The sequence below is a fragment of the Pseudomonas sp. S8 genome (assembly GCF_050473925.1).
Taxonomy (GTDB): domain Bacteria; phylum Pseudomonadota; class Gammaproteobacteria; order Pseudomonadales; family Pseudomonadaceae; genus Aquipseudomonas; species Aquipseudomonas parakoreensis.
Map to the genome: position 1 here is coordinate 40,355 of NZ_JBFDVZ010000016.1, position 23,624 is coordinate 63,978.

At 60.0% G+C, this 23,624-nt stretch carries 27 protein-coding genes; 14 read left to right on the forward strand and 13 right to left on the reverse strand.

Going from position 1 to position 23,624, the window contains the following annotated elements:
- Window positions 1-98: 98 nt before the first annotated feature.
- Window positions 99-350, reverse strand: coding sequence for an outer membrane lipoprotei OprI (oprI, locus tag AB1J88_RS01425; protein WP_025113130.1), 252 nt, complete (start codon window positions 348-350; stop codon window positions 99-101).
- 635 nt (window positions 351-985) lie between these two features.
- Here oprI and AB1J88_RS01430 point away from each other — a divergent pair.
- Window positions 986-1,267 (forward strand): GNAT family N-acetyltransferase, encoded by a 282-nt coding sequence (locus tag AB1J88_RS01430; RefSeq protein ID WP_025113131.1) that lies wholly within the window; start codon window positions 986-988, stop codon window positions 1,265-1,267.
- A gap of 62 nt (window positions 1,268-1,329) precedes the next feature.
- Here the strand turns inward: AB1J88_RS01430 and AB1J88_RS01435 are convergent, their stop codons facing one another.
- Both AB1J88_RS01435 and AB1J88_RS01440 read right to left on the reverse strand, forming a co-directional pair.
- Window positions 1,330-2,406: a 3-deoxy-7-phosphoheptulonate synthase gene (locus tag AB1J88_RS01435; RefSeq protein ID WP_430290020.1), complete on the reverse strand. Its 1,077-nt coding sequence runs from the start codon at window positions 2,404-2,406 to the stop codon at window positions 1,330-1,332.
- A 129-nt stretch (window positions 2,407-2,535) separates the two neighbouring features.
- Entirely contained in the window at window positions 2,536-2,979 is a 444-nt protein-coding gene (locus tag AB1J88_RS01440; protein ID WP_430290021.1) for a PilZ domain-containing protein, read from the reverse strand.
- On the opposite strand from AB1J88_RS01440, the gene AB1J88_RS01445 reads away from it, so the two are divergent.
- The 5 genes from AB1J88_RS01445 to cysB all read left to right on the forward strand — a co-directional run bounded on the left by AB1J88_RS01445 (window position 2,978) and on the right by cysB (window position 6,947).
- The gene (locus AB1J88_RS01445; RefSeq protein ID WP_222018753.1) at window positions 2,978-3,364 is read left to right on the forward strand and encodes a thioredoxin family protein; all 387 of its coding nucleotides are present in this window, start codon (window positions 2,978-2,980) and stop codon (window positions 3,362-3,364) included. The genes AB1J88_RS01440 and AB1J88_RS01445 overlap by 2 nt on opposite strands.
- Entirely contained in the window at window positions 3,365-4,321 is a 957-nt protein-coding gene (locus AB1J88_RS01450; protein WP_222018754.1) for a putative 2-dehydropantoate 2-reductase, read from the forward strand.
- Window positions 4,322-4,351: 30 nt separating this feature from the next.
- The gene (locus AB1J88_RS01455) at window positions 4,352-5,257 is read left to right on the forward strand and encodes a 5'-nucleotidase (RefSeq protein ID WP_430290022.1); all 906 of its coding nucleotides are present in this window, start codon (window positions 4,352-4,354) and stop codon (window positions 5,255-5,257) included.
- A 98-nt stretch (window positions 5,258-5,355) separates the two neighbouring features.
- Complete coding sequence (locus AB1J88_RS01460; protein ID WP_041069532.1) at window positions 5,356-5,859, forward strand: universal stress protein; 504 nt, start codon at window positions 5,356-5,358, stop codon at window positions 5,857-5,859.
- A 113-nt stretch (window positions 5,860-5,972) separates the two neighbouring features.
- Complete coding sequence (gene cysB, locus AB1J88_RS01465) at window positions 5,973-6,947, forward strand: HTH-type transcriptional regulator CysB (RefSeq protein WP_007908591.1); 975 nt, start codon at window positions 5,973-5,975, stop codon at window positions 6,945-6,947.
- Between the two features lie 9 nt (window positions 6,948-6,956).
- Here the strand turns inward: cysB and AB1J88_RS01470 are convergent, their stop codons facing one another.
- The gene (locus AB1J88_RS01470) at window positions 6,957-7,439 is read right to left on the reverse strand and encodes a GreA/GreB family elongation factor (protein ID WP_041069537.1); all 483 of its coding nucleotides are present in this window, start codon (window positions 7,437-7,439) and stop codon (window positions 6,957-6,959) included.
- A gap of 2 nt (window positions 7,440-7,441) precedes the next feature.
- A complete protein-coding gene (locus AB1J88_RS01475; protein ID WP_041069540.1) occupies window positions 7,442-7,852 on the reverse strand; it encodes a hypothetical protein in 411 nt (136 codons plus the stop codon).
- Between the two features lie 124 nt (window positions 7,853-7,976).
- On the opposite strand from AB1J88_RS01475, the gene earP reads away from it, so the two are divergent.
- Window positions 7,977-9,119 carry an elongation factor P maturation arginine rhamnosyltransferase EarP gene (earP, locus tag AB1J88_RS01480; RefSeq protein WP_430290023.1) on the forward strand — a complete coding sequence of 381 codons (1,143 nt, stop codon included), beginning with the start codon at window positions 7,977-7,979 and terminating at the stop codon, window positions 9,117-9,119.
- A 48-nt stretch (window positions 9,120-9,167) separates the two neighbouring features.
- Window positions 9,168-9,737, forward strand: a complete 570-nt coding sequence (locus AB1J88_RS01485) for an elongation factor P (RefSeq protein WP_003226785.1) — start codon at window positions 9,168-9,170, stop codon at window positions 9,735-9,737.
- A 190-nt stretch (window positions 9,738-9,927) separates the two neighbouring features.
- On the opposite strand, the gene AB1J88_RS01490 is transcribed toward AB1J88_RS01485, so the two are convergent.
- The 3 genes from AB1J88_RS01490 to AB1J88_RS01500 form a co-directional block, all read right to left on the reverse strand.
- The gene (locus tag AB1J88_RS01490; RefSeq protein WP_430290024.1) at window positions 9,928-10,347 is read right to left on the reverse strand and encodes an organic hydroperoxide resistance protein; all 420 of its coding nucleotides are present in this window, start codon (window positions 10,345-10,347) and stop codon (window positions 9,928-9,930) included.
- 271 nt (window positions 10,348-10,618) lie between these two features.
- Window positions 10,619-11,074: a MarR family winged helix-turn-helix transcriptional regulator gene (locus AB1J88_RS01495; protein ID WP_041069550.1), complete on the reverse strand. Its 456-nt coding sequence runs from the start codon at window positions 11,072-11,074 to the stop codon at window positions 10,619-10,621.
- A 73-nt stretch (window positions 11,075-11,147) separates the two neighbouring features.
- Entirely contained in the window at window positions 11,148-12,104 is a 957-nt protein-coding gene (locus tag AB1J88_RS01500) for a LysR family transcriptional regulator (RefSeq protein ID WP_096794959.1), read from the reverse strand.
- Window positions 12,105-12,215: 111 nt separating this feature from the next.
- Between AB1J88_RS01500 and AB1J88_RS01505 the strand changes: the two genes are divergently transcribed.
- Complete coding sequence (locus AB1J88_RS01505) at window positions 12,216-12,965, forward strand: sulfite exporter TauE/SafE family protein (protein ID WP_222019376.1); 750 nt, start codon at window positions 12,216-12,218, stop codon at window positions 12,963-12,965.
- Here AB1J88_RS01505 and AB1J88_RS01510 read toward each other — a convergent pair.
- Window positions 12,955-13,809: a LysR substrate-binding domain-containing protein gene (locus AB1J88_RS01510; RefSeq protein WP_047295460.1), complete on the reverse strand. Its 855-nt coding sequence runs from the start codon at window positions 13,807-13,809 to the stop codon at window positions 12,955-12,957. The two genes, AB1J88_RS01505 and AB1J88_RS01510, sit on opposite strands and share 11 nt — an antisense overlap.
- A gap of 96 nt (window positions 13,810-13,905) precedes the next feature.
- Here AB1J88_RS01510 and AB1J88_RS01515 point away from each other — a divergent pair, with 96 nt between their 5' ends.
- Both AB1J88_RS01515 and AB1J88_RS01520 read left to right on the forward strand, forming a co-directional pair.
- Window positions 13,906-14,127: a DUF1127 domain-containing protein gene (locus AB1J88_RS01515; RefSeq protein ID WP_007964812.1), complete on the forward strand. Its 222-nt coding sequence runs from the start codon at window positions 13,906-13,908 to the stop codon at window positions 14,125-14,127.
- 64 nt (window positions 14,128-14,191) lie between these two features.
- Window positions 14,192-15,418 carry a winged helix-turn-helix domain-containing protein gene (locus tag AB1J88_RS01520; RefSeq protein ID WP_430290026.1) on the forward strand — a complete coding sequence of 409 codons (1,227 nt, stop codon included), beginning with the start codon at window positions 14,192-14,194 and terminating at the stop codon, window positions 15,416-15,418.
- Between the two features lie 181 nt (window positions 15,419-15,599).
- Here the strand turns inward: AB1J88_RS01520 and AB1J88_RS01525 are convergent, their stop codons facing one another.
- A complete protein-coding gene (locus AB1J88_RS01525; protein ID WP_041069567.1) occupies window positions 15,600-16,946 on the reverse strand; it encodes a class II 3-deoxy-7-phosphoheptulonate synthase in 1,347 nt (448 codons plus the stop codon).
- Between the two features lie 153 nt (window positions 16,947-17,099).
- Between AB1J88_RS01525 and AB1J88_RS01530 the strand changes: the two genes are divergently transcribed.
- Window positions 17,100-17,855: a spermidine synthase gene (locus AB1J88_RS01530; RefSeq protein WP_041069570.1), complete on the forward strand. Its 756-nt coding sequence runs from the start codon at window positions 17,100-17,102 to the stop codon at window positions 17,853-17,855.
- Window positions 17,856-17,968: 113 nt separating this feature from the next.
- On the opposite strand, the gene AB1J88_RS01535 is transcribed toward AB1J88_RS01530, so the two are convergent.
- The gene (locus AB1J88_RS01535) at window positions 17,969-18,760 is read right to left on the reverse strand and encodes a crotonase/enoyl-CoA hydratase family protein (protein WP_430290027.1); all 792 of its coding nucleotides are present in this window, start codon (window positions 18,758-18,760) and stop codon (window positions 17,969-17,971) included.
- Between the two features lie 421 nt (window positions 18,761-19,181).
- Here AB1J88_RS01535 and AB1J88_RS01540 point away from each other — a divergent pair, with 421 nt between their 5' ends.
- Entirely contained in the window at window positions 19,182-20,855 is a 1,674-nt protein-coding gene (locus AB1J88_RS01540) for a DEAD/DEAH box helicase (protein WP_007964821.1), read from the forward strand.
- A gap of 117 nt (window positions 20,856-20,972) precedes the next feature.
- On the opposite strand, the gene AB1J88_RS01545 is transcribed toward AB1J88_RS01540, so the two are convergent.
- On the reverse strand, window positions 20,973-21,740 hold the full coding sequence (locus AB1J88_RS01545) for a DODA-type extradiol aromatic ring-opening family dioxygenase (protein WP_430290028.1): 768 nt from the start codon (window positions 21,738-21,740) through the stop codon (window positions 20,973-20,975).
- A gap of 103 nt (window positions 21,741-21,843) precedes the next feature.
- Here AB1J88_RS01545 and AB1J88_RS01550 point away from each other — a divergent pair, with 103 nt between their 5' ends.
- The gene (locus AB1J88_RS01550; RefSeq protein WP_086794295.1) at window positions 21,844-22,500 is read left to right on the forward strand and encodes a thiopurine S-methyltransferase; all 657 of its coding nucleotides are present in this window, start codon (window positions 21,844-21,846) and stop codon (window positions 22,498-22,500) included.
- A 198-nt stretch (window positions 22,501-22,698) separates the two neighbouring features.
- On the opposite strand, the gene htpX is transcribed toward AB1J88_RS01550, so the two are convergent.
- Complete coding sequence (gene htpX / locus AB1J88_RS01555; protein WP_041069582.1) at window positions 22,699-23,586, reverse strand: protease HtpX; 888 nt, start codon at window positions 23,584-23,586, stop codon at window positions 22,699-22,701.
- Window positions 23,587-23,624: the final 38 nt, after the last annotated feature.

The window sequence follows — 23,624 nt, forward strand, 5'->3', positions numbered from 1 at the left end:
GACGCGTCGGCGGGTTTTTTATTGTCCGGACAAAAGCTGCAGGCACAAAAAAGCCGACCCAGAAACTGGGTCGGCTTGATAACAATCCCGAGGGATTATTACTTGCGGCTAGCTTTGTCCAGCATACGCAGAGCACGCTCGTTAGCTTCGTCAGCAGTCTGTTGTGCTTTTTGAGCAGCAGCCAGAGCTTCATCAGCTTTACGGTATGCTTCGTCTGCACGAGCCTGGGCGCGAGCAGCTGCGTCTTCAGTAGCGGTCAGACGTGCTTCGGTTTCTTTCGATGCGCTGCTGCAACCGGTAGCCAGAACTGCGGCCAGAGCCAGAGCAGAGAATTTCAGAACGTTGTTCATCGTGTTCCCCTTCAAGGACTTTCAATTAAGTGGCTTTCTCCTCCGATTGAGGAAATAGCCGGCGTACATACTACCCATTACTTGTAGTAAGTAAACTGACGTAGCGCAAGAAGCAAAAAAAATTGTAGGCGTTGATTCTTTTTCGAGCAACTTTCAACCGGGCTGATTAAAAAATATCCAGCTGCAAGCCCCTGCCTGAGCGAGTTAATGAGAAAAAGTTCCCGCTGTCATGTGCTGTTTTCGGCGTCTTGCACCAAGTCTGCCTAGATGAATTCGTCTACACTTTTGTTCCGATTTTGCATGACGCCTCACATATCTTTGTCGCTCTTGAGGTGACTTTAAAGAAGAGCCTGCGTCTTAAGTCTCGACATCCGGCAATGTTCAGGTGAGCGCCTCGGGATATGTTCCCCGCGCCTGCCACTACGCCCATCGGAGTTATCCGTACAACCTGCACGATGACGAGCGCACCTTGAGCATTTTTGCCAATGGTGCCTACTATTTATCACGTGCTCGGTTGCGCGAGATCGGTGTGGCTTTTCTCGGTGTCCATCAGGCACGGGGTGGCGTAGATGTTCCTTCGCCGGAAAAACATCGGTAAGGTAGGGGTCAGAATTCAAGACCCGCGAGGAGTAGTGATGAGCGAGGCGTTGTCCATCCACCATGACCAGGCTGGTCATCAGTTCGAGACCAATGTGGACGGTCATCGTGCCTACCTGACCTATATGGATCTGGGGAAACAGACCCTGGATATCTACCGCACGTTCGTGCCCAACGCCCTGCGCGGTCGAGGCATCGCGGCAGCGCTGACCGAAAGCGCGCTGCAGTACGCCGAGGAAATGGGTTATACGGTGATTCCGTCGTGCTCCTACGTCGAGCGCTATATGGAGCGCCATCAGAAGCGCGCTGCGAAAATCTGATCACCCCTACACACAAAAACGCCGGGCAATGCCCGGCGTTTTTTATGCCTGCGAAACGCTAATCAGCTGCGCTGACGCTTAGGCAGCACATCCTTGAGCTTGGCGTGCATGCTGCGCAGGGTGTTCTCGGTGGCGGACCAGTCGATGCAGGCATCGGTGATCGACACGCCGTATTGCAGGTCGGCGAGGTCTTTCGGGATGGCCTGGCAGCCCCAGTTCAGATGGCTCTCGACCATCAGGCCAATGATCGACTGGTTGCCTTCGAGGATCTGGTTGGCGACGTTCTCCATCACCAGCGGTTGCAGGGCCGGATCCTTGTTGGAGTTGGCGTGGCTGCAATCGACCATGATGTTCGGCTTGATCTTCGCCTTGTTCAGCGCCTGCTCGCACAGGGCGACGCTGACCGAATCGTAGTTCGGCTTGCCATTGCCGCCACGCAGCACCACGTGACCGTAGGCGTTGCCCTTGGTGGTGACGATCGACACGCCACCTTCCTGGTTGATACCGAGGAAACGGTGCGGGCTGGAAACCGACTGCAGGGCGTTGATCGCCACGGTCAGGCCGCCATCGGTGCCGTTCTTGAAGCCGACAGCCGAAGACAGGCCGGAAGCCATTTCACGGTGGGTCTGGGATTCGGTGGTACGCGCGCCGATGGCCGACCAACTGATCAGGTCCTGCAGGTACTGCGGGGAGATCGGGTCGAGGGCTTCGGTGGCGGTCGGCAGGCCTTTCTCGGCCAGGTCCAGCAGCAACTGGCGACCGATGTGCAGGCCGTCCTGAATCTTGAACGAGTCATCCAGGTACGGATCGTTGATCAGGCCTTTCCAGCCGACGGTGGTCCGTGGCTTCTCGAAATACACACGCATGACCAGATACAGGGTGTCGGAGACTTCCTCCGCCAGCACCTTGAGGCGGTCGGCGTATTCGTGGGCAGCCTTGATATCGTGGATCGAGCACGGGCCGATCACTACGAACAGACGGTGGTCGGTGCCATCAAGAATGTTGCGAATGACTTCGCGGCCCCTGGTGACGGTGCGCAGGGCAGCGTCGCTCAGAGGGATATCACGCTTGAGCTGATCGGGAGTGATCAGGGTCTCGTTAGAGGCGACGTTTAGGTCGTTGATCGGTAAATCAGCCATCGTTTACTCGTCAGGTCACGGGTGCCGGCCGCCAGCGATCCCCGCGCGGCGGAGCACAGCAGATTTAAGCGCGTCGGGGAGCCGAACCTTAGCGCGTCAGACGCGGCTCGACAATGGGCAAGCGCCGCTTTAATCCAGCACTGGCTGGGCAAAAGCCTCGCGCACGCTGTCGTGGGAGAACTCGTCGGCGTGTTGTTCGACCCATTGCAGGGCCAGCGCCTGAATATCCTGCAGATCGTCGTGGGCCTCGTTCATGCGGCAATAACGTTCGATCTGGCACACCTGTTCGCCCATCCGGGCACTGAACAGCGTCTGCTCATCGGTGAACGCGATCCCCACCAGATAGCCCTTTTTGCGCCGCAGACACCACGCGACATAGCCCGGATAACAGATCTCGGCGTTGAGTGTCGGCATGCGCACCTGCAGCGCCGTGCCGTGGCGCCACGCGCGGTGATAATTGCAAGCGATCCCGCCGAGGCTGATAGTGTGCAGCTGTTGCCTGGAAATACACTCGGGCTTGAGCAAGGTTAATTCAACCGGCACATCGTCCGGATGAGGAATGAAACGTCCCATGAGCACAGACTCCCTGTGTCGGCCATTTGACATTGTTTCCCCCAGTATAGTGGTCGAATCCGAGCTGACCGATTTCGACGCCGACCAGCGGCTGCTGGCGATGAGCGGTGTTTCGCTGGTGATTTTCACCAGTGTCGGCTGTTCCAGTTGCCGCTATGCCAGAGAGGTGTTGCCCGGGTTCGCGCTGGCGGTGGATCGCCTGTGCTGGATCGATGCCGGCAACAACGGCGGGCTGGTGGAGCGCTATCAGGTCTTTCATTTGCCGGCGCTGTTTGTGGTACGCGACGGCGAGTTCTTTGGGGCATTGCACACGCGTCTGAGCGCCGCTGCGCTGAACGCGGCAGTGGCGCAGGCGCTGGGTCGAATTGCAGAGGAGTTGCCATAGATGGTGGGAGCAGACAGCAAACCGGTGATCGGGATTATCGGCACCGGTGCAATTGGCGGGTTTTACGGTTTGATGCTGGCGCGGGCCGGTTTCGATGTGCACTTTTTACTGCGCAGTGAGTTTTCAGCGGTGGCCGAGCGGGGGTTGCAAGTGGACAGTGCCGTGCATGGCACGCTGACATTGAACCCGGTGCAAGCGTATGCCAAGGCCGAGGACATGCCGGCCTGCGACTGGTTGCTGGTCGGCGCCAAGACCACCAGCAGCGCGGGTCTGGCCCCGGCGATCATTGCCGCGGCCAGGCCCGGCGCGAAAGTGCTGGTGCTGCAGAACGGTCTGGACGTCGAAGACAGCTTGCGTGAGCTGCTGCCCGACTCCCTGCATCTGCTCGGTGGTCTGTGCTTGATCTGCGTGCATCGCGAAGGTCCGGGGCACATCACCCATCAGGCCTTGGGGGCGGTGAACGTCGGCTATCACAGCGGCCCGGCGACGGACGATGCGGCGCGCATGGCGCTCGTTGAAGAGGGCGCCAGTCTGTTCCGCGCCGCGGGCATCGATTCGCAGGCGATGGCCAATCTGCAACAGGCGCGCTGGCAGAAACTGGTGTGGAATATTCCCTACAACGGTCTCTCGGTGTTGCTCGGTGCCGGTACCACGCCGCTGATGGCCGACGCTGACAGTCGCGCGTTGATTCAGGCATTGATGGCTGAAGTCGTGAAGGGCGCCAAGGCCTGCGGTCACGATATGCCGCCCGGTTACGCCGAGTACTTGTTCACAATGACCGAGAAAATGCCCGATTACTGGCCGAGCATGTACCACGATTTTCTGCACAAACGGCCGCTGGAGCTGGAAGCGATTTACGCCCGGCCATTGGCCGCCGCCAAGGCGGCAGGATGTGAATTGCCACGAATCGATGCGCTGCATCGCACGTTGGGTTTCATCGACCGACGCAACACCTGAGTCGGTTTTTTGCGGGAGTGGGGGGAAGGCATGGCCAAGAACATCGATGACAAACTGGTGCTGGCGATTTCGTCTCGCGCCTTGTTCGATCTGAGCGAGAGTCACAAGGTCTACCTGTCGAGCGGCGTCGAAGCCTATCGGCAATACCAGATCGAACACGAAGACGAAATTCTCGCCCCCGGCGATGCGTTCCCGCTGGTGGAAAAACTCCTGAGCCTCAACAGTCGCCTCGACCGCGCCCGGGTCGAGGTGATTCTGGTTTCGCGCAACAGTGCCGATACCGGCCTGCGCGCGTTCAACTCGATTCATCACTACGGGCTGGACATTTCCCGGGCGGCCTTCGTCGGCGGACGCAGCCCGTATCCGTATCTCAAGGCCTTTGGCTGTGACCTGTTTCTGTCCACGCACGCCGAGGACGTGCGCGCCGCACTGGATGCCGGATTTGCTGCAGCGACAATCCTGTCTGGTGGCGCCAGCCGTGCCGCGAGTGATGAATTGCGCATCGCCTTCGACGGTGACGCGGTGTTGTTCTCCGACGAATCCGAGCGCATTTATCAGTCCGGCGGGCTGGAGGCGTTCCAGGCGAAGGAACGCGAGTCGGCACGCGAGCCATTGCGCGGTGGGCCGTTCAAAGGTTTTCTGGCGGCGCTCAATGCGCTGCAACGCGAGTTCCCGGAGGACGACTGCCCGATCCGCACGGCGCTGGTCACCGCGCGTTCGGCACCGGCCCATGAGCGGGTGATCCGCACCTTGCGCGAGTGGGATATCCGCCTCGACGAGTCGCTGTTCCTCGGCGGTCTGACCAAATCGGCATTCCTCGAAGCCTTTGCCGCCGACGTGTTTTTCGACGATCAGTCCGGGCACTGCGAGCTCGCCCGTGAAGTGGTCGCCACCGGCCATGTGCCGCATGGCATCAGCAACGAAACGTCGATCTAAAGCCCCTGTGCTTCAAGACGTTGCGTCGCACGTCGTAGTCGCCAAGGCACTGCTAAGCTGAATCAAATCTCCGCCATGTTGGCACGCGAGGAGGTCATATGATTCGTTCGATGCTGTATGCCACTGACCTCGGTCTGTACGCACCGTTAGTGATGCAGCATGCCCTGGCACTGGCGCGGACATTCAATGCCGACTTGTACGTGGTGCATGCAGTGGAGCCCATGGGGCTGTTTGCCGAGTCGGTATTGCAGAGTTATCTCGACGAACAGGCATTGAACGAATTTCACAGTCAAGGTCTGAAAACTGTCATCGCCAGTATCGAGCAACGGGTGCTGGACAGTTTTCGCGAAGAGCTGGGCGACGAGGGCGAGCAGGATCTGCAGCGGATTTGCGCGGTTCGGGTGGTGCAGGGCGATCCGGCGCAGGTGATTCTCGACCAGGTGCAGAAACTCTCTGTGGATTTGTTGATCGTAGGCACTCACAGTCACGGCGTAGGGGCTGAAACGCCTTTGGGGCGCACGGCGACCCGGGTCCTGCAATTGGCCAAGGTGCCGGTCTATCTGGTGCCGTTGGTGGAGCGTCGGCGCCGGGGGGATCGCTGAAGCGGGAATAATGGCGTTTTGATAAAAAAGTTCTAGATTTATTCATCAAACCATTAATATAGTTATATACCGTCGCTGATGCCCGTGGCGTCTACCTGCTTTGAGGGATACATATGAAGCTTCAACAATTGCGCTACATCTGGGAAGTGGCGCACCACGACCTCAACGTTTCCGCTACCGCCCAAAGCCTTTACACCTCGCAACCGGGTATCAGTAAACAGATCCGTCTGCTGGAAGACGAACTTGGCGTTGAAGTGTTCGCTCGCAGCGGCAAACACCTGACCCGCGTCACCCCGGCCGGCGAGCGCATCATCACCACCGCTGGCGAAATCCTGCGCAAGGTCGAAAGCATCAAGCAGATCGCTCAGGAATTCTCCAACGAGAAGAAAGGTACCCTGTCGATCGCCACCACCCACACCCAGGCACGTTACGCATTGCCGCCGGTGATCAGCAATTTCATCAAGCAATACCCGGACGTGGCGCTGCACATGCACCAAGGGTCGCCGATGCAGATCGCCGAGATGGCCGCTGACGGCACGGTCGATTTCGCCATCGCTACCGAAGCGCTGGAGCTGTTCGGTGATCTGGTGATGATGCCTTGCTATCGCTGGAACCGTTGCGTGGTCGTGCCTCAGGGCCACCCGCTGACCAAGTTGCCGAAGCTGACCCTCGAAGCGCTGGCCGAATACCCGATCGTGACATACGTGTTCGGTTTCACCGGCCGTTCGAAACTCGACGAAGCCTTCAGTCATCGTGGCCTGACGCCGAAAGTGGTGTTTACCGCCGCCGACGCCGACGTGATCAAAACCTACGTGCGTCTGGGTCTGGGTGTGGGCATCGTCGCCAAAATGGCGGTCGACACCAAGCTCGATAACGACCTGGTGGTGCTGGATGCCAGCGAACTGTTCGAGTCGAGCATCACCAAGATCGGTTTCCGTCGCGGTACGTTCCTGCGTGGTTTCATGTGCGACTTCATCGAGAAGTTCGCCCCGCACCTGACCCGCGAAGTGATGGCCAAAGCCATCCAGTGCCACAACAAACAGGAACTGGAAGAGCTGTTCGACGGCGTCGAATTGCCGGTCCACTAAGTCCCCGCCTCAAAGCACCTCGGTGACAGCGAACTGTTGCCGGGTGCCTGCCACCAGAATCTCCACCTCATCGCCCTCGAGCTTGCCCAGCAGGCTTTTGCCCAGCGGCGAGCGTGGGCTGATGACGGTAATCGGCTGACCCACCACATCGACTTTCAGGCCCGCTGCATCCGGGGCCAGAAACAGCCATTGTTCGCGACCCTTTTCGTCCTCCAGACCGAGCAGGGCACCGATCTCGATGCCGCGATTTTCGTCGTAGGCGCGCAGCGTCAGGTTCTGGCACAGTGCCAGTGACTGGCGGATTTCCTCGACCCGTTTCGCCTGACCCGCCGCCAGATAGGAAGCCTCAAGTCCGAGGGTGTCGTACTTGTTCTCGGCGATGTTCTCTTCGTGGGTCGCGGTTTCATAAGCGGTCTGCGCGGCGCGCTCGGCGATGTCGAGGTCGGCGCGCAGTTTGTCGAGGATCAGTTGGTGGACGGTGTGTTTGTTCATGATCAATCGCAGAATTGCAAAACGTTGGCGCGGCTCTTTTCGCTCGGCGCAGTCTGGTCCTGTTGCAGCCAGAACTGGCATTTCGGATTCGACTGGTTGCGACTGCTGCCGCGAGCCTGATCCAGGCGTGCCTGCTGCTCGTTCTTGCGCAGGTTCTCTTCGTATTGCTCGAACAGCGGACTCTGTGGCGGAATGTCCGGTTGTACCTGGACGGCCGCTGGCGGCTTGGCCAGTTGCTGCACGGCCTGGGCAACCGGCGCCAGTTGCTCGGTCAACACAAAACGCGAGATCAGCCAGCAGGTCAGGGCGATGGCCAGAAAGCCCAGCCACATGCCCAGGGCAATACTGCCGGTCAGTTGCAACGCGCTGAGCTGAACGGGCAAGGGACGACGCGGGTTGGGACGATAGGGCATGGCTGCCTCCTGGCGGATGATTGCGGGCAAGTGGCGATTGTCGCACGAAGATTAATCGCCGTCGGCTCTTCTGCGCGAGGTCATTTATGCGGACAATCAGCGCTTTTGCCAACGGGAGTCTTGCATGTCGGTACCGAAAACCCGCTGGGATATTTTTTGCACCGTGGTCGACAACTATGGCGACATCGGCGTGACCTGGCGTCTGGCCCGGCAACTGGTGGCCGAACATGGACTGGCAGTGCGCTTGTGGGTTGATGACCTGCGCGCCTTCGAACGCATCTGCCCCGAGATCGACATCCACCTTGCGCAGCAATCGCAGCAGGGCGTCGAGGTGTGGCACTGGCCGAGCGACTGGCCGCAGACGGAAGCGGCGGACGTGGTGATCGCCGCGTTTGCTTGTCAGTTGCCAGCTGCTTATATGGACGCCATGGCCGAGCGGCAACAGCCGCCGCTGTGGATGAACCTCGATTACCTCAGCGCTGAAGACTGGGTCACCGGTTGTCACGGTTTACCGTCGGTGAAGTACAAGTCGGTGCAGAAATTCTTTTTCTTTCCCGGATTTCGACCTGGGACCGGCGGCTTACTGCGTGAAAGCGGTCTGCTTGAGCGGCGTCGGCAATTTCAGCAGGACGCGGCTGCGCAGCGCCAGTTTCTGCAAGGCTTGGGTGTAGATCGCGTAGCAGACGCACAACTGATTTCATTGTTTGCCTACGAGAATGCCGGGCTGGCCAGTTGGCTGGACGTGCTGGCTGCCGATAGCACGCCGACCCATCTACTGGTGCCGGAAGGGCGGATTCTCGGTGACGTTGCGCGCTGGCTCGGGGTCGACTCTCTGGCCGTTGGTGACCTGAACGTGCGTCAGGCGCTGACGGTGCAGGTGCTGCCGTTCGTTCGTCAGGATCAATACGATCAGTTGCTGTGGTGCTGCGACTTCAACGCAGTGCGCGGAGAAGACTCGTTCGTCCGTGCACAGTGGGCCGGGCGACCGATGCTCTGGCACATTTATCAGCAGGATGAAGACATCCATCTGGACAAGCTCGACGCCTTTCTTGCGTTGTATACGAAAGGGCTTTCGCCGGCCGCTGCCGAGGCGATGAACGGTCTGTGGCGGGCCTGGAGTGCCGGGCAACCGATCGGCGAGCACTGGCTCAAGGCCCGTAAACACGGGTCAGAACTGCAGGAAAACGCCGAGCAATGGTGTCTGGAACAAGGCTTGCAGGCGGATCTTGCCACGGCGCTGGTACAGTTTTACCTAAATTGGATATGATACGCGGCCTAGATTTTTGTAAATCCCATCCAAATTCGGATATTCGCAATGAAAACTGGTAAAGAACTCAAACCCGGTACCGTGATCCGTATCGACAACGATCCTTGGCTGGTTCAGAAAGCTGAATTCACCAAGTCGGGCCGTAACAGCGCGATCATGAAGACCAAGCTGAAGAACCTGCTGACCGGTTACAAGACCGAAACCGTTTACGGTGCGGACGACAAGCTGGACGACGTGATCCTGGATCGTAAAGAAGCCACCCTGTCTTTCATCAGCGGTGACACCTACACGTTCATGGACACCACTGACTACACCATGTACGAACTGAACGCCGAAGACATCGAAAGCGTTCTGCCTTTCGTTGAAGAAGGCATGACCGACGTTTGCGAAGCCGTGTTCTTCGAAGAGCGTCTGGTGTCCGTAGAACTGCCGACCACCATCGTGCGTCAGGTTGACTACACCGAAGGTTCCGCTCGCGGTGACACTTCCGGCAAGGTGATGAAGCCTGCCAAACTGAAGAACGGTACCGAGCTGTCGGTGGCTGACTTCATCGAAATCGGCGACATGATCGAGATCGATACCCGCGAAGGCGGTTCCTACAAAGGCCGTGCCAAATAAGCACTGCTTTTTACGGAAAGAAAAAGCCCGACCATTGAGTCGGGCTTTTTTGTGCCTGCGATTCCACGTCTACCCCTGAACCCTGTGGGAGCGAGCTTGCTCGCGAATGCGGTGTGTCATTCAACAAACAGGTTGTCTGACCGGGCCTGTTCGCGAGCAAGCCCGCTCCCATAGTGGTTTGGCGTTGTTCTCAAACGGTGGTGTGCAGACGTACGTCAACGTTGCCACGGGTCGCGTTGGAGTACGGGCAGACCTGATGCGCCGCTTCAACCAGGCTCTGTGCATCCGCCTGTTCCAGGCCCGGCAGGCTGATGTGCAGGTCGATGTCCAGCCCGAAACCACCAGGAATCTGACCGATACCGACATGAGCAGTGATCGAGGCATCGTCGGGGATTTTGCGTTTGGTCTGACTGGCAACGAATTTCAGCGCGCCGATGAAGCAGGCCGAGTAGCCGGCAGCGAACAGTTGCTCAGGGTTGGTGGCCGCGCCGCCGGCACCGCCGAGTTCTTTCGGAGTAGCCAGCTTGACGTCGAGGATGTTGTCGCTGGAGATCGCACGACCATCACGGCCGCCAGTGGAGGTTGCGATTGCGGTGTAGAGCTTTTGCATGGTGTGAGCCTCGTCGAGTGTGTTTGTTTGCGCTAATTATTTGCGCGCTAAGTAAGTGCGAAGTGAATGTAGCTCGCTAATGTTTTGTGCGCAAGATAATTTTTTGAAGAAAGTGGGAATGGGCGCTTGGATCGGGCTGGGTCGTGATCTCAAGCTTTTGATATAGAAGGTTTTTTTGAACCTGAAACGAGAGGAAAAATTTTCGGGGGGTAAGCGGGGAATGTGCGATTCGCCTGCAGGCGCAAGGCTGCGCCCACAGGGAAGGGGAGTCTTAAGCGAGGCTGTCTTGCAAATGACCACGCAATGCCTGCAATTCAGCTTGCAGGTTTTGCAGGCGCTCCAGCGTGAAGCCACTGGCCCCCAGGATGCATTGAGGCACGGTTCGGGCCTTGTTCTTCAAGGCGCGTCCCTGGGCAGTCAGTTCAACGATCACCACGCGTTCATCCTCACGGCTGCGGGTTCGGCTGAGCAAGCCTTCACCTTCCAGCCGCTTGAGCAACGGTGTCAGCGAGCCTGGATCGGTCAGCAACCGCGTGCTGATTTCGCCCACGGTCAAACCGTCCTTTTCCCACAGCACCATCATCGCCAGATACTGCGGATAGGTCAGGCCCAGCGCTTGCAGCAGCGGCTTGTAGACCTTGGTCATCATCAGTGAAGTGGAATGCAGGGCGAAGCACGCCTGATTGTCGAGCAGCAGGTCGTCGCAGGTGTCGCGTTCGGTGGTCATGGCAAAGCCTTGTTCGGTGATGGGCTTGAATCTAGCGCCCGAATGTTTAATGCGCCAGATAATTATCCAGGATCTAGTGTCGGCCCAGCTCGCGTTGCAGCGCCAGATCCCACGGTGGCACCGGGCTGAAGCGGGTCTTGAGGTATTCCAAAAGCAGACGGCTGCGCGAGTGGGTCTGCTGTTCCATGCGCAGCGCATAGATGCCGGTGCTTTCCGGTTGCGGCAGGCCGTTCTCGCAGAACAGCGGCAGCAGTTCGCCGCGCAGCAGGTATTCGCTGGCCAGCCAGGTCGGCAAATGCGCGATGCCCAGCCCGGCCAGAGCACCGCACACCAGCGCTTCGGCATTGTTGGCGCTCATGCGGATGCGCGCGGGGCGATGCAGTTGCATTTGCCCGTCCAGTTCGAAGCGCCAGGCGAAGGGCGGGGCGAGACCTTCCCAATCCAGCCCGTCATGTTCACTCAACTGCGCGGGATGGCGCGGTGCGCCACGGCGTTTCAGGTAGTCGGGGCTGGCGCAGGCAATGCGCACCATGCTCGCCAGCGGCGTGGCGACCAGCCGCGTATCGGCCATTTGCCCGGCGCGCAGCACCAGATCGACTTTGCCCAGATTCGAGCCGTGCATGTCGATGAAGCTGTCGATCAGGTGCAACTGCACGTCGAGGCCCGGGTACAGCACCAGAAAGTCAGCGATGACCGGCGCGAGATGGCGGCGACCAAAAGCGGCCGGGGCATCGATGCGGATCAAGCCTTCCGGCGCACTGCTCAACGACACCGCCTCGGCGCGGGCCAGTTGCAGCTCGCTGACGATGCGCCGCGCCCGCTCGGCAAACGCCAGCCCGGCCGGCGTGGCGCGCACCGCATGAGTGCTGCGGATAAACAACTGGCTGCCGACCGCGCTTTCCAGGCTGTCGATGCGTCGGGCGACGGCGGATGGCGTCAGCGGATGTCGACGCGAAGCCGCAGAAAAGCTCCCGCTCTCCAGCACATCGAGAAACAGCCCAAGTTGTTCGGTCAATTGATTGGGATTCATCAATCAGTTCAATGCCTATGCGGTTTTGGCACAGCCATTGTGCGTTGCTGTGCGTTTCCCCGCCAGCCTCGACTGCGTAGGATGGGTCGCTTGACGGATGAGGACATCGCTGTGATCGAGTTTTTGTTGTACCTGCTGTTTGGCGCCGCCCTCGGCACATTGGGCGGGATCTTCGGCATTGGTGGCGGGCTGATCGCCATTCCGCTGCTGGGCGTATGGTTCGGACTCGATCAACAGATCGCCCAAGGCACGGCGCTGGTGATGGTCGTGCCGAACGTGATGCTGGCGCTGTGGCGCTATCATCAGCGCAATCGCATCGAGCTGCGCCACGCGCTGCCGCTGGCGATCATGGGTTTTTGCTTTGCGTGGATCGGTTCGATCTGGGCGGTGGGCATTGATGCGCAAACCATGCGGATCGGTTTTGTCGCTTTCCTCGTGGTGCTCTCGGCGTACAACCTGCTGAAGATGTTCGGCAAGAAAACCGCCGTGACCTCCGAGATGCGTTACTCATGGCCATGGCTGGGTGTGCTTGGCGCGGCGTCCGGAACCATGGGCGGTCTGTTCGGTGTTGGCGGGGCCGTGGTGGCGACGCCGGTCCTCACCAGTCTGTTCGGCACAAGCCAGGTGGTTGCTCAAGGCCTGTCGCTGGCACTGGCGCTGCCCAGCACCGGCGTGACCCTGGTGACGTACGCGGTGCATCACGAGGTCGACTGGATGATCGGCCTGCCCCTGGCCATCGGCGGTCTGGCGAGCATCAGTTGGGGCGTCAAAGTCGCCCACGCCATGCCGGAAAAACTGCTGCGCGGGCTGTTCTGCGGTTTCCTGGTGCTGTGTGCGGTGATGCTCGCGTTTAAAGTTTGAAGCCTTCGACGATGTGCTCGGCCAGGCATTCGGTGATCGGCGACGGGTTGTTCAGGTTGCGGATCAGCATGATGCTGGCCTCGGGCAGCAGCGGCAGGTCTTCGTTGGCTCCGAGAATACGCATGTCCGGGGTGATCAAACTCTCCAGTTGCGCGGTGATCGCCAGACCCGCGCTCACCACCGCCATCAGTGCCGACAGGCTGGTGCTGTTGTAGGCGATGCGGTAATCGCGGCCCATCGCGTCGAGCGCATTGCAAGCCCACAAGCGGCAGAAACAATCACTGTTGAACATCGCCAGCGGCAGCGGCGTCTGCTCGTGCGCGCTGAAATTCTGCGCCTCGGCCCAGACGAAACGCTCTTTGCGCAGCAACTGGCCGATCTCGTTGCCCGGCTCGCGGGTGACGATCGACAAGTCCAGATCGGTGCGCTGCAACAGCTGTTTGCTGGACTCGCAATGCACTTCGATCTGGATCAGCGGGTAGAACTGAGCGAACCGCGAGAGGATCCCCGGCAGAAACCGCATCACGTAATCGTCCGGCGTACCGATGCGCACGGTGCCGACCATGTGCGGCTCGCGCAGGGTGTTGAACACTTCGCTGTGCAATTTCAGGATGCGTCGCGCATAACCCAGCAACACTTGGCCTTCGGCGGTCAGGCGTACCTGGCGGCCGTCGCGCTCGAACAGCTGACGCTGCAACACGTCTTCTTCCAGACGCTTCATCTGCATGCTCACCGCCGATTGCGTGCGGTTGACCATTTCGCCGGCGCGGGTAAACCCGCCTTGATCGGCAATCGCGACGAAGGTGCGCAGGACATCGGTATCGATACTGGGGTAGGCCGACAATTGATGAATCTCCGTGATGAGTGCCATCAGAAACATTCGTTGGATTGATCTTAGCGCCAGCGCGAGACTTGAGCCATCCACAAGGAGGGCAACACGATGAAAGGTCAAAGAGAGTATGTAGACGACACAAAATTTTCCGGCCACGGTCATATCGTTTCCGACCTGCTGCACAAGTTTAGCCGCTGGTACGAACTGCACCGAGAACGCGAGTTGCTTGCCAGCCTGAGCGACGAAGCGCTGAAGGACATCGGGGTCAGCCGTGCCGACGTCGAGCACGAGGCCATCCGGCCGTTCTGGGACGATCCGATGCATAAATGATCGGCGCCTTACTACACAAACCACTTTCAGGTGAGGTAGGTTGCGAGCAGACAAGGAGATGCTCATGCCCGCGACTCTGGCCTTTTCTCTCAAACAAGCGCGACGTCTGGCGCTGGCCGCCCAAGGATTCAACGGGCGCCAGCCGCCGACCGTCAAGGCGCCGCAACTCAACCGGCTGATCGAACGGCTGGGTCTGCTGCAGATCGACTCCGTCAACGCCGTGGTGCGCTCGCACTACCTGCCGCTGTTTTCCCGTTTGGGTTCCTATTCCGCTGATTTGCTTGACCAGGCCGCCTGGAGTACGGGGCGACGTCGCACGTTGTTCGAGTACTGGGGTCATGAAGCGTCGTTGCTGCCATTGAGCATGTATCCGTTGATGGGGTGGCGCATGCAGCGGGCAAGGAATGGCAGGGACATTTATCAGCAACTGGCAAAGTTTGGTCTGGAGCAGCAGAGCGTTGTGCGCCGGGTCTTGAGTGCGGTCGAGGAGCGTGGTGCATTGGGTGCCGGCAGTCTGTCGACCCGCGAGGACAAGGCCGGGCAGTGGTGGGACTGGAGTGCGGAAAAGCATGCGCTGGAATGGTTGTTCGCTGCAGGTGAAGTGACCGTGGCCGGTCGCCGCGGTTTTGAGCGTTTGTATGATTTGCCGGAGCGGGTCATTCCCTCCTTGATTCTGCAACAAGCGTTACCTGACGAGGCTGAGGCGCAACGTGGCTTGTTGCTGCACGCGGCGCAGGCGCTCGGCGTCGGTACGGAAAAGGATCTGCGGGATTATTTCCGTTTGAATCCTGCGGATGCGCGCCCGCGTCTGGCGGAGCTGGTCGAGGACGGGCAGTTGCAGACCTGTGAAGTCGCCGGTTGGCGACAGATCGCCTACTGCCTGCCGGAACCGAAGGTGCCGCGCAAAGTGGTTGCCAGTGCACTGTTGTCGCCGTTCGATTCGTTGATCTGGGAACGCAGTCGCACCGAGCGGCTGTTTGATTTCCGCTATCGGTTGGAGATTTATACGCCGCAAGACAAGCGGGTCTATGGCTATTACGTGCTGCCTTTCCTGCACAACGAACGGATTGCCGCGCGGGTCGACCTGCGGGCCGAGCGAGCGTCGGGGCGCCTGGCGGTGCACGCGGTGCACGAGGAAGTGCCGGGGCTGGATGAAGAGGGGATGCTGGCGCTGGCGTTGAATCTGCGGCAGATGGCCGTTTGGCTGGGGCTTGCGCGGGTGCAGCTTAATTGTCAGCGTGAGAGTGCGGCGCGGTTGCGGGTGGCGTTGGCGCAAATTGAGGGTGCCTGAACGACCTCATCGCCAGCAGGCTGGCTCCCACAGAGATCTTTGAGTGATTTTGACCCCTGTAGGAGCTGCCGAAGGCTGCGATCTTTTGATTTTGTTTTTCAAGATCAAAAGATCGCAGCCTTCGGCAGCTCCTACAGGGATAGAGGTCAATCCATGCCTGCTGGCGATGGGGCGACTCGGTCTAGCGGCGGACCTGTTTCAGAGTTTCCGCAATCAAAAACGCCAGTTCCAGCGACTGATCGGCATTCATCCGCGGATCGCAGTGGGTGTGATAACGATCCGACAACCCGTCTTCCGTGATCGGCCGCGCGCCACCGATGCACTCGGTGACATTCTGCCCGGTCATCTCGATATGAATCCCGCCAGCATAAGTACCTTCGGCTTCATGCACCTGGAAGAACTGCTTCACCTCACCCAGGATCTGCGCGAAGTCGCGGGTCTTGTAGCCGCTGCTGGCCTTGATCGTGTTGCCGTGCATCGGGTCGGAGCTCCACAGCACCTGCTTGCCTTCACGCTGTACCGCGCGGATCAGCGCCGGCAGGTGATCGCCTACCTTGTTCGCGCCCATCCGCGCAATCAGGTTCAGGCGGCCCGGATCGTTGTCCGGGTTGAGCACGTCGATCAGGCGGATCAGGTCGTCCGGGTTCATGCTCGGGCCGACTTTGACGCCAATCGGGTTGTTCACCCCGCGCAGGAATTCGACGTGAGCACCGTCGAGCTGACGGGTACGGTCACCGATCCACAGCATGTGCGCCGAGCAATCGTAGTAATCGTTGGTCAGGCTGTCGCGACGCACGAACGCTTCTTCGTAGTTCAGCAGCAGCGCCTCGTGGGCGGTGAAAAAACTGGTTTCGCGCAGTTGCGGCGAGCTGTCCATGCCGCAGGCGCGCATGAATGCGAGGGTCTCATCGATGCGGTCGGCGAGGTGGCTGTATTTCTCGGCCAGTGCCGAGTTGGCGATGAAATCCAGGTTCCACTTGTGCACCTGATGCAGGTCGGCGAAGCCGCCCTGGGCGAAGGCGCGCAACAGGTTCAAGGTGGCGGTGGACTGGTGATAGGACTGCAGCAGGCGCTCCGGATCCGGCACGCGGCTCTTTTCGTCAAAACCAATGCCGTTGACGATGTCGCCACGGTAGGCGGGCAGGGTCACGCCGTCGAGGGTTTCGTCGTTGGCCGAGCGCGGCTTGGCGAACTGACCGGCCATGCGCCCGACCTTGACCACCGGACAACCGGCGGCGAAGGTCATGACGATCGCCATTTGCAGCAGCACTTTAAAAGTGTCGCGAATCTTCGCCGCCGAGAACTCGGCAAAGCTTTCCGCGCAATCGCCGCCCTGCAACAGGAACGCCCGGCCCTGAGTCACTTCGGCAAACTGGCGGCGCAGCTCGCGCGCTTCACCGGCAAACACCAGCGGCGGATAGCTGGCCAGGGTCTGCTCGACCTGGCGCAGATGCGCGGCGTCGGGGTATTGGGGTTGTTGCTGGATCGGCAGGGCGCGCCAGCTGTCAGGACTCCAGGGTTGGCTCATCACGGTCTCTAATGGGTTCTACGCACGGGAAGGCCATGGTAGCAGCAATTAGTGCGTGACCTGCTCCCGCCCCATCACCGACAATCGCCGCTTTGCCACGGCGCCGCAGCGGTGCCATCGCGTCACCGCGCCCGGTGACCATCAGGAGACGAAATGACTGAGGAGCGCGTCGAGCTGTTGCTCGCCGAGGTACAGGATGAGTTCGGCGTGATTCGCGTGCTGGAAGTGGCCGATTACCGCTTTCTGGAATTCGGCGATGCCATCGAGCAGAGCTGCGTGTTCACCGCCGATCCGAGCTGGCTCGAATACGACTACACCCGGGCGATGCTGATTGGCGCGTTGTGCCACGAACAACCGGAGAGCGCGCTGTTTCTTGGCCTCGGTGCCGGTACGCTGACCCAGGCCTGCCTCAAGTTCCTGCCGCTGGAAGATGTCGAAGCCATCGAACTGCGCCCGGATGTGCCGCGCCTGGCCATCGAATACCTGGGGCTGGATGACGATCCGCGTTTGTACATTCGGGTCGGCGATGCGCTGGAGTTGCTGCCGACGGCCGAGCCTGCGGATCTGATCTTTGTCGACCTGTACACCGATGTCGGCCCGGGTGTCGGGCATCTGGCCTGGAGTTTTCTCGGTGACTGTCAGAAGCGTTTGAATCCGGGCGGCTGGCTGGTGATCAACCAGTGGGCCACCGATGATGGCAAACCGTTGGGCGCCGCGTTGCTGCGTGGGCTCTACCACCGGCATTACTGGGAACTGCCGGTGAAGGAGGGCAATGTGATTCTGATTGTGCCGGCGGATCTCGATCAGGAGCTGGACATGCAGGCGTTGACCGCCCGCGCTGAAGCGCTGGCGCCGCGGTTGGGGTATTCGTTGCAGTCGTTGATCAACAGTATTCGCCCAGCCACCTGAGCGGCGACTCGGTCAACTGTAGGAGCTGCCGAAGGCTGCGATCTTTTGACTTTGATTTTAGAAACAAGATCAAAAGATCGCAGCCTTCGGCAGCTCCTACAGGGAGGAGTTCATCAGATCCCTTTGAAGATGCCTGGCCGCCGCTCAACCAGCGAGCTGATGCCTTCCTTGGCATCCTCACTCCCCAGCAACTTCTTCACCAGCGCCGGCAATCCCTGTGCCGCCGCCGTCTCACCTTCATACCGTGCCTGCCGCGCCGACATCAGCGTCGCCTGCACCCCCAACGGTGCCTGCCGGGCAATCCGCTCGGCCAGTTCGATCGCTCGGGGCAGCAGGTCCTCACTGGCCATTACTTCCTGTACCAAACCCAGGCGCAATGCATCATGCGCATCGAACTCATCGCCGGTCAGCAGCCAGCGCATGGCATTGCCCCAGCCGGCCACCTGATGAAAACGCAAGGTCGCGCCACCGAAAGGAAAAATCCCCCGCTGCACTTCCATTTGCGCGAAGCGGGTATTGCTCGCGCACAGGTTGATGTCAGCGGCCAGCATCAACTCGATGCCGATGGTCAGGCAGTAGCCTTGTGCGGCCACAATCACCGGCTTGCTCACGCGCGGCCCGACGGAAACACCCCACGGGTCGCAACCGCCGGTCGGAACCTGCCAGCCTTCGGCGAGGGCGGCGCTGGTGTTGAGCAGATCCAGACCGGCGGTAAAGTGCTCGCCATGCCCGAACACCACGGCCACTCGCGCGTCACTGTCGGCCTCGAACTCACCGTAGGCCAGGCTCAGGTCATTGAGCAGATCGAGGTCGAAGGCATTGCGTTTGGCGGCCCGGTCGAGGCCAATCAAGTGGACATGACCACGATGTTCGCGGCTGACGCGGCCGGGGCAGGGCTGATTCATGGGTAGATCCTCGGGCGGGAAGGGCGGGTGCAGCGACGGTATGCCGCACATCGATGAATCGTTTAAGCGTCATCACCCGCAAGGCCGGGCCTTTGCAAAATAGACCTTCGCACGATTATCCGCAAAACCCCGTTACACAGCGGTGACACAGCGATTCAGCTGATAAAAAAAGCTCCCTTTTTGGGCAAATTCCGGTATAGTGCGCGCCGGCCTTTAACCGGGCCGCGTTTAGGTAGCGCAATTCCCCGAAGTCAGCTTCGGCTGCACGTCCGCACTGCGGGCTCTTCCTTGACGATTCTTTTTCATTCATACGTTTTCGCAAATCCCCGCCGACAAAGCTGCCAGGGCGACTCTTGAGTCTCAACACGGCATGCGCAGCTTTGGAGCATGGGTCTTTGCGGATGCACTTAGAGGCAGACCCATGACCCAGGAAATCGGCGGCTTCGCCGCTCTTGAACTTCATCCCAATATTGTCGCTGCAGTAGTCGCTACCGGCTATGAAGAGCCTTCGGCCATTCAGCAGCAGTCGATCCCGATCATCCTCGCCGGTCACGATATGATTGGTCAGGCGCAAACCGGTACCGGTAAAACCGCTGCCTTTGCCCTGCCTATCCTGCACCGCATTGATCCGTCCAAGCGCGAGCCGCAAGCTCTGATCCTGGCCCCAACTCGTGAGTTGGCGCTACAAGTTGCAACCGCTTTCGAAACCTACGCCAAGCAAATGCCGGGCGTAACTGTTGTGGCTGTCTACGGCGGCGCGCCGATGGGCCCACAATTGAAAGCAATCCGTAATGGCGCACAGATCGTTGTCGCCACGCCGGGCCGTCTGTGCGACCACCTGCGTCGCGACGAAAAAGTCCTCGCTACCGTGAACCACCTGGTTCTGGACGAGGCGGACGAAATGCTCAAACTGGGCTTCATGGACGACCTGGAAGTGATCTTCAAGGCCATGCCGGAAACCCGTCAGACCGTATTGTTCTCGGCAACCTTGCCGCAGTCGATCCGTGCCATCGCCGAGCGCCACCTGCGCGATCCGAAGCACGTGAAGATCCAGAGCAAGACTCAGACCGTTACCGCGATCGAACAGGCTCACCTGTTGGTTCACGCTGACCAGAAGACTTCTGCCGTTCTCAGCTTGCTGGAAGTGGAAGACTTCGACGCGCTGATCATGTTCGTGCGCACCAAGCAAGCGACCCTGGATCTGGCCAGTGCCCTGGACGCCAAAGGCTACAAAGCCGCTGCGCTGAACGGTGACATCGCCCAGAACCAGCGTGAGCGCGTCATCGACTCGCTCAAGGATGGCCGTCTGGACATCGTTGTCGCGACCGACGTGGCTGCCCGTGGTCTGGACGTTCCGCGCATCACCCACGTGTTCAACGTGGACATGCCGTACGATCCGGAGTCTTACGTGCACCGTATCGGCCGTACCGGCCGTGCCGGTCGCGAAGGTCGTGCGCTGCTGCTGGTGACTCCACGTGAGCGCCGCATGCTGCAAGTGATCGAGCGTGTCACCGGCCAGAAGGTGGCCGAAGTGCGTCTGCCGGACGCTCAAGCTGTGCTCGATGCACGCATCAAGAAACTGACCAACAGCCTGTCGCCGCTGGTCGCCGATGCCGAATCGACTCACGGCGAGCTGCTCGATCGTCTGACCGCAGACATCGGTTGCACCCCGCGTGCACTGGCTGCAGCCCTGCTGCGCAAGGCAACCAACGGTCAAGCGCTGAACCTGGCAGCGATCGAGAAGGAACGTCCACTGGTGCCGAACAACGCACCGCGTGGCGACCGTCCTGAGCGTTCCGGTGATCGTCCTGATCGTGGCGACCGCGAGCGTCGCGCGCCAATGCCTCTGGGCGAAGGCCGTGCCCGTTGCCGTACCGCGCTGGGTGCGCGTGACGGTATCGCCGCCAAGAACCTGCTGGGCGCGATCCTCAACGAAGGTGGTCTGGCCCGCGAAGCGATCGGTCGCATTCAGGTGCGTGACAGCTTCAGCCTCGTCGAACTGCCGGAAGATGGTCTGGACAAACTCCTGACCAAGCTGAAGGACACTCGCGTCGCTGGCAAGCAGCTGAAACTGCGTCGCTACCGCGAAGATTGATCCGCCCTCGGGCTGATTGATCGAACATGAAAAATCCCCGACTGGTTCGGGGATTTTTTATGCCTGCTTTTTGCCTCGCCCCACAACCCTGTGGGAGCTGGCTTGCCAGCGATGACGTCAGCCGAAGCGATAGATATCCATACCCAGTGCACCCATCGTGAAGCCTTTATGCGCTACGCGGAACTCACCTCCCGCGCCACGGGCGAAATACAGCGGCAACAAATGCTCATCACTCGGATGGCTGCGCACCGCATTCGGTGCCTGCTGACGATAGTCGTGCAACGCCGCTTCGTCATTGGCCGCCAACTTGTCGATCATCCAGTCGCGGAAGTCCCGCGCCCACGGCTCGACGCTTTCCGGGCCGGCATGCCAGTCCAGTTCGCGCAGGTTGTGGGTGATGCTGCCGGAGCCGATCAGCAAAATACCCTGCTCGCGCAGACTCGCCAGTGCGTGCCCGACACGGGTTTGCAGCGCCGGGCCACCGCGACTCGGCAGCGACACCTGCACCACTGGAATATCCGCCTGCGGGTACATCAGTGACAGCGGCACCCAGACGCCGTGGTCGAACGGTCGTTGCACATCGAGGCGAGCCGGCAGATGGGCAGCGTTGAGCAATTCGGCCACTTCGGCGGCCAGTTGCGGATTGCCCGGTGCGGGATATTGCACTTCAAACAGAGCGCGGGGAAAACCGCCGAAGTCATGCCAGGTTTCGGGCTGCGAATGGCTGCTGACCAGTAATTCCTGGCTTTCCCAGTGAGCAGAGACAATCACGATGGCTTTCGGTTTAGGCAGTTCGGCCGCCAGGCGCGCGAGAGCCGGGCCGCTGGCGCCGGGCTCCAGCGCCAGCATCGGCGAGCCGTGGGAGATAAACAGGCTGGGAAACATAGAAAGGTTCCTGAGCGGTAAGATGGTGCCATCTTCAGTCAGATCATTGATCTAAATCTAATATAAGTTTTAACGCCTTTTGATCGAATTTTTGGGGTGAAGCATGCAGCCTGAGTTTTGGCACAAGAAGTGGGAATCCAATCAGATCGGCTTTCATCTGCCTGAGGTCAACCCGTATTTGCAGCGTCACTGGCCGCAGTTGGCGATCCCGATGCAGGCGCGGGTGCTGGTGCCGTTATGCGGCAAAAGCCTGGATCTGTTGTGGCTGGCCGGGCGCGGACATCAGGTGCTCGGGGTCGAGTTGTCGCAGAAGGCCATCGAGGACTTCTTCAGTGAGCATCAGGTAACGCCGCAGGTCAGCGACGAGGGACCGTTCAAGGTCTATCGCGGCGATTCCATCGAGTTGTGGTGCGGTGATTTCTTCGCGCTGACTGCAGACGATGTAGCGGACTGCGCGGCATTGTACGACCGCGCAGCGTTGATCGCCTTGCCGCCTGCGATGCGTGAACGCTATGCGGCGCATCTGCAGCAAATCCTGCCGCCGGTTGTGCAAGGGCTGTTGATCACACTGGATTACGATCAGGCGCAGATGTCCGGGCCACCGTTTGCGGTGAGCGATGATGAGGTGCAGCGCTTGCTGGCGGGTGCCTGGCAGGTGCGAATGCTGGAAGAGCAGGATGTGCTGGGGGAGAGCTGGAAGTTTCTGCAGGCGGGGGTGACGCGGTTGGAGGAGCGGGTTTACCGGGTTTCTGGTCGATAGGTTTGTATTGGCTGTGCGGGCCCCATCGCTGGCAAGCCAGCTCCCACAGTGATCTGCTGCGTCCTCGAATCCAGAAAACACCACAAAACCCTGTGGGAGCTCGCTTGCCAGCGATGGGTCCAGATCAGCCAACACACAATCCCGAGCACAAAAAAGGCCCGCATCACTGCGGGCCTTTTTATTGTTACGCCGGTCGGATCAACCGCGACGACGCAGCGCGTCGATACGCTCTTCCAGCGGCGGGTGGCTCATGAACATGCGGGCAAAGCCCTGTTTGATGCCACCGTTGATGCCGAAGGCGTTCAGAGTGTCCGGCATGTGTACCGGCAGGCCCTGTTCGGCGCGCAGGCGTTGCAGCGCGCCGATCATCGCGTTGGTGCCCGCCAGACGTGCGCCGGCTTCGTCGGCACGGAATTCGCGCTTGCGCGAGAACCACATGACGATAGCGCTGGCGAGGATGCCCAGGACCAGTTCGGCGAAGATGGTCGCCACGTAGTAGGCAATGCCCTGGCCTTCTTCGTTCTTGAAAATCACCTTGTCGACGAAGTTGCCGATGATCCGCGCAAAAAACATCACGAAGGTGTTCACCACGCCCTGGATCAGCGCCAGGGTGACCATGTCACCGTTGGCCACGTGACCGATTTCGTGGGCCAGAACGGCTTTCACTTCATCCGGCGAAAAGCGCTCGAGCAGGCCCTGGCTGACTGCGACCAAAGCGTCGTTCTTGTTCCAGCCGGTCGCAAAGGCATTGGCCTCGTAGGCCGGAAAAATACCGACTTCGGGCATCTTGATCCCGGCTTCGCGGGACAGTTGCTCGACGGTTTGCAGCAGCCATTGTTCATGCCGGGTACGTGGCTGGCTGATGATCTGGGTGCCGGTGCTCATCTTTGCCATCCACTTTGAGATGAACAGCGAGAACAGCGAACCGGCGAAACCAAAGACCGCACAGAAAACCAGCAGCTGACTGAGGTTGAGATCAACCCCGTTGGCCGCCATGAACCCGTTGAAGCCGAACAGGCTCAGGGTGATGCTGGCTATCAGCACGACCGCCAGGTTAGTGGCCAAAAACAGCAGGATGCGCATCATGGTTGTAGAAATCTCCTCAAGCTAAAGATGTAGCGTAC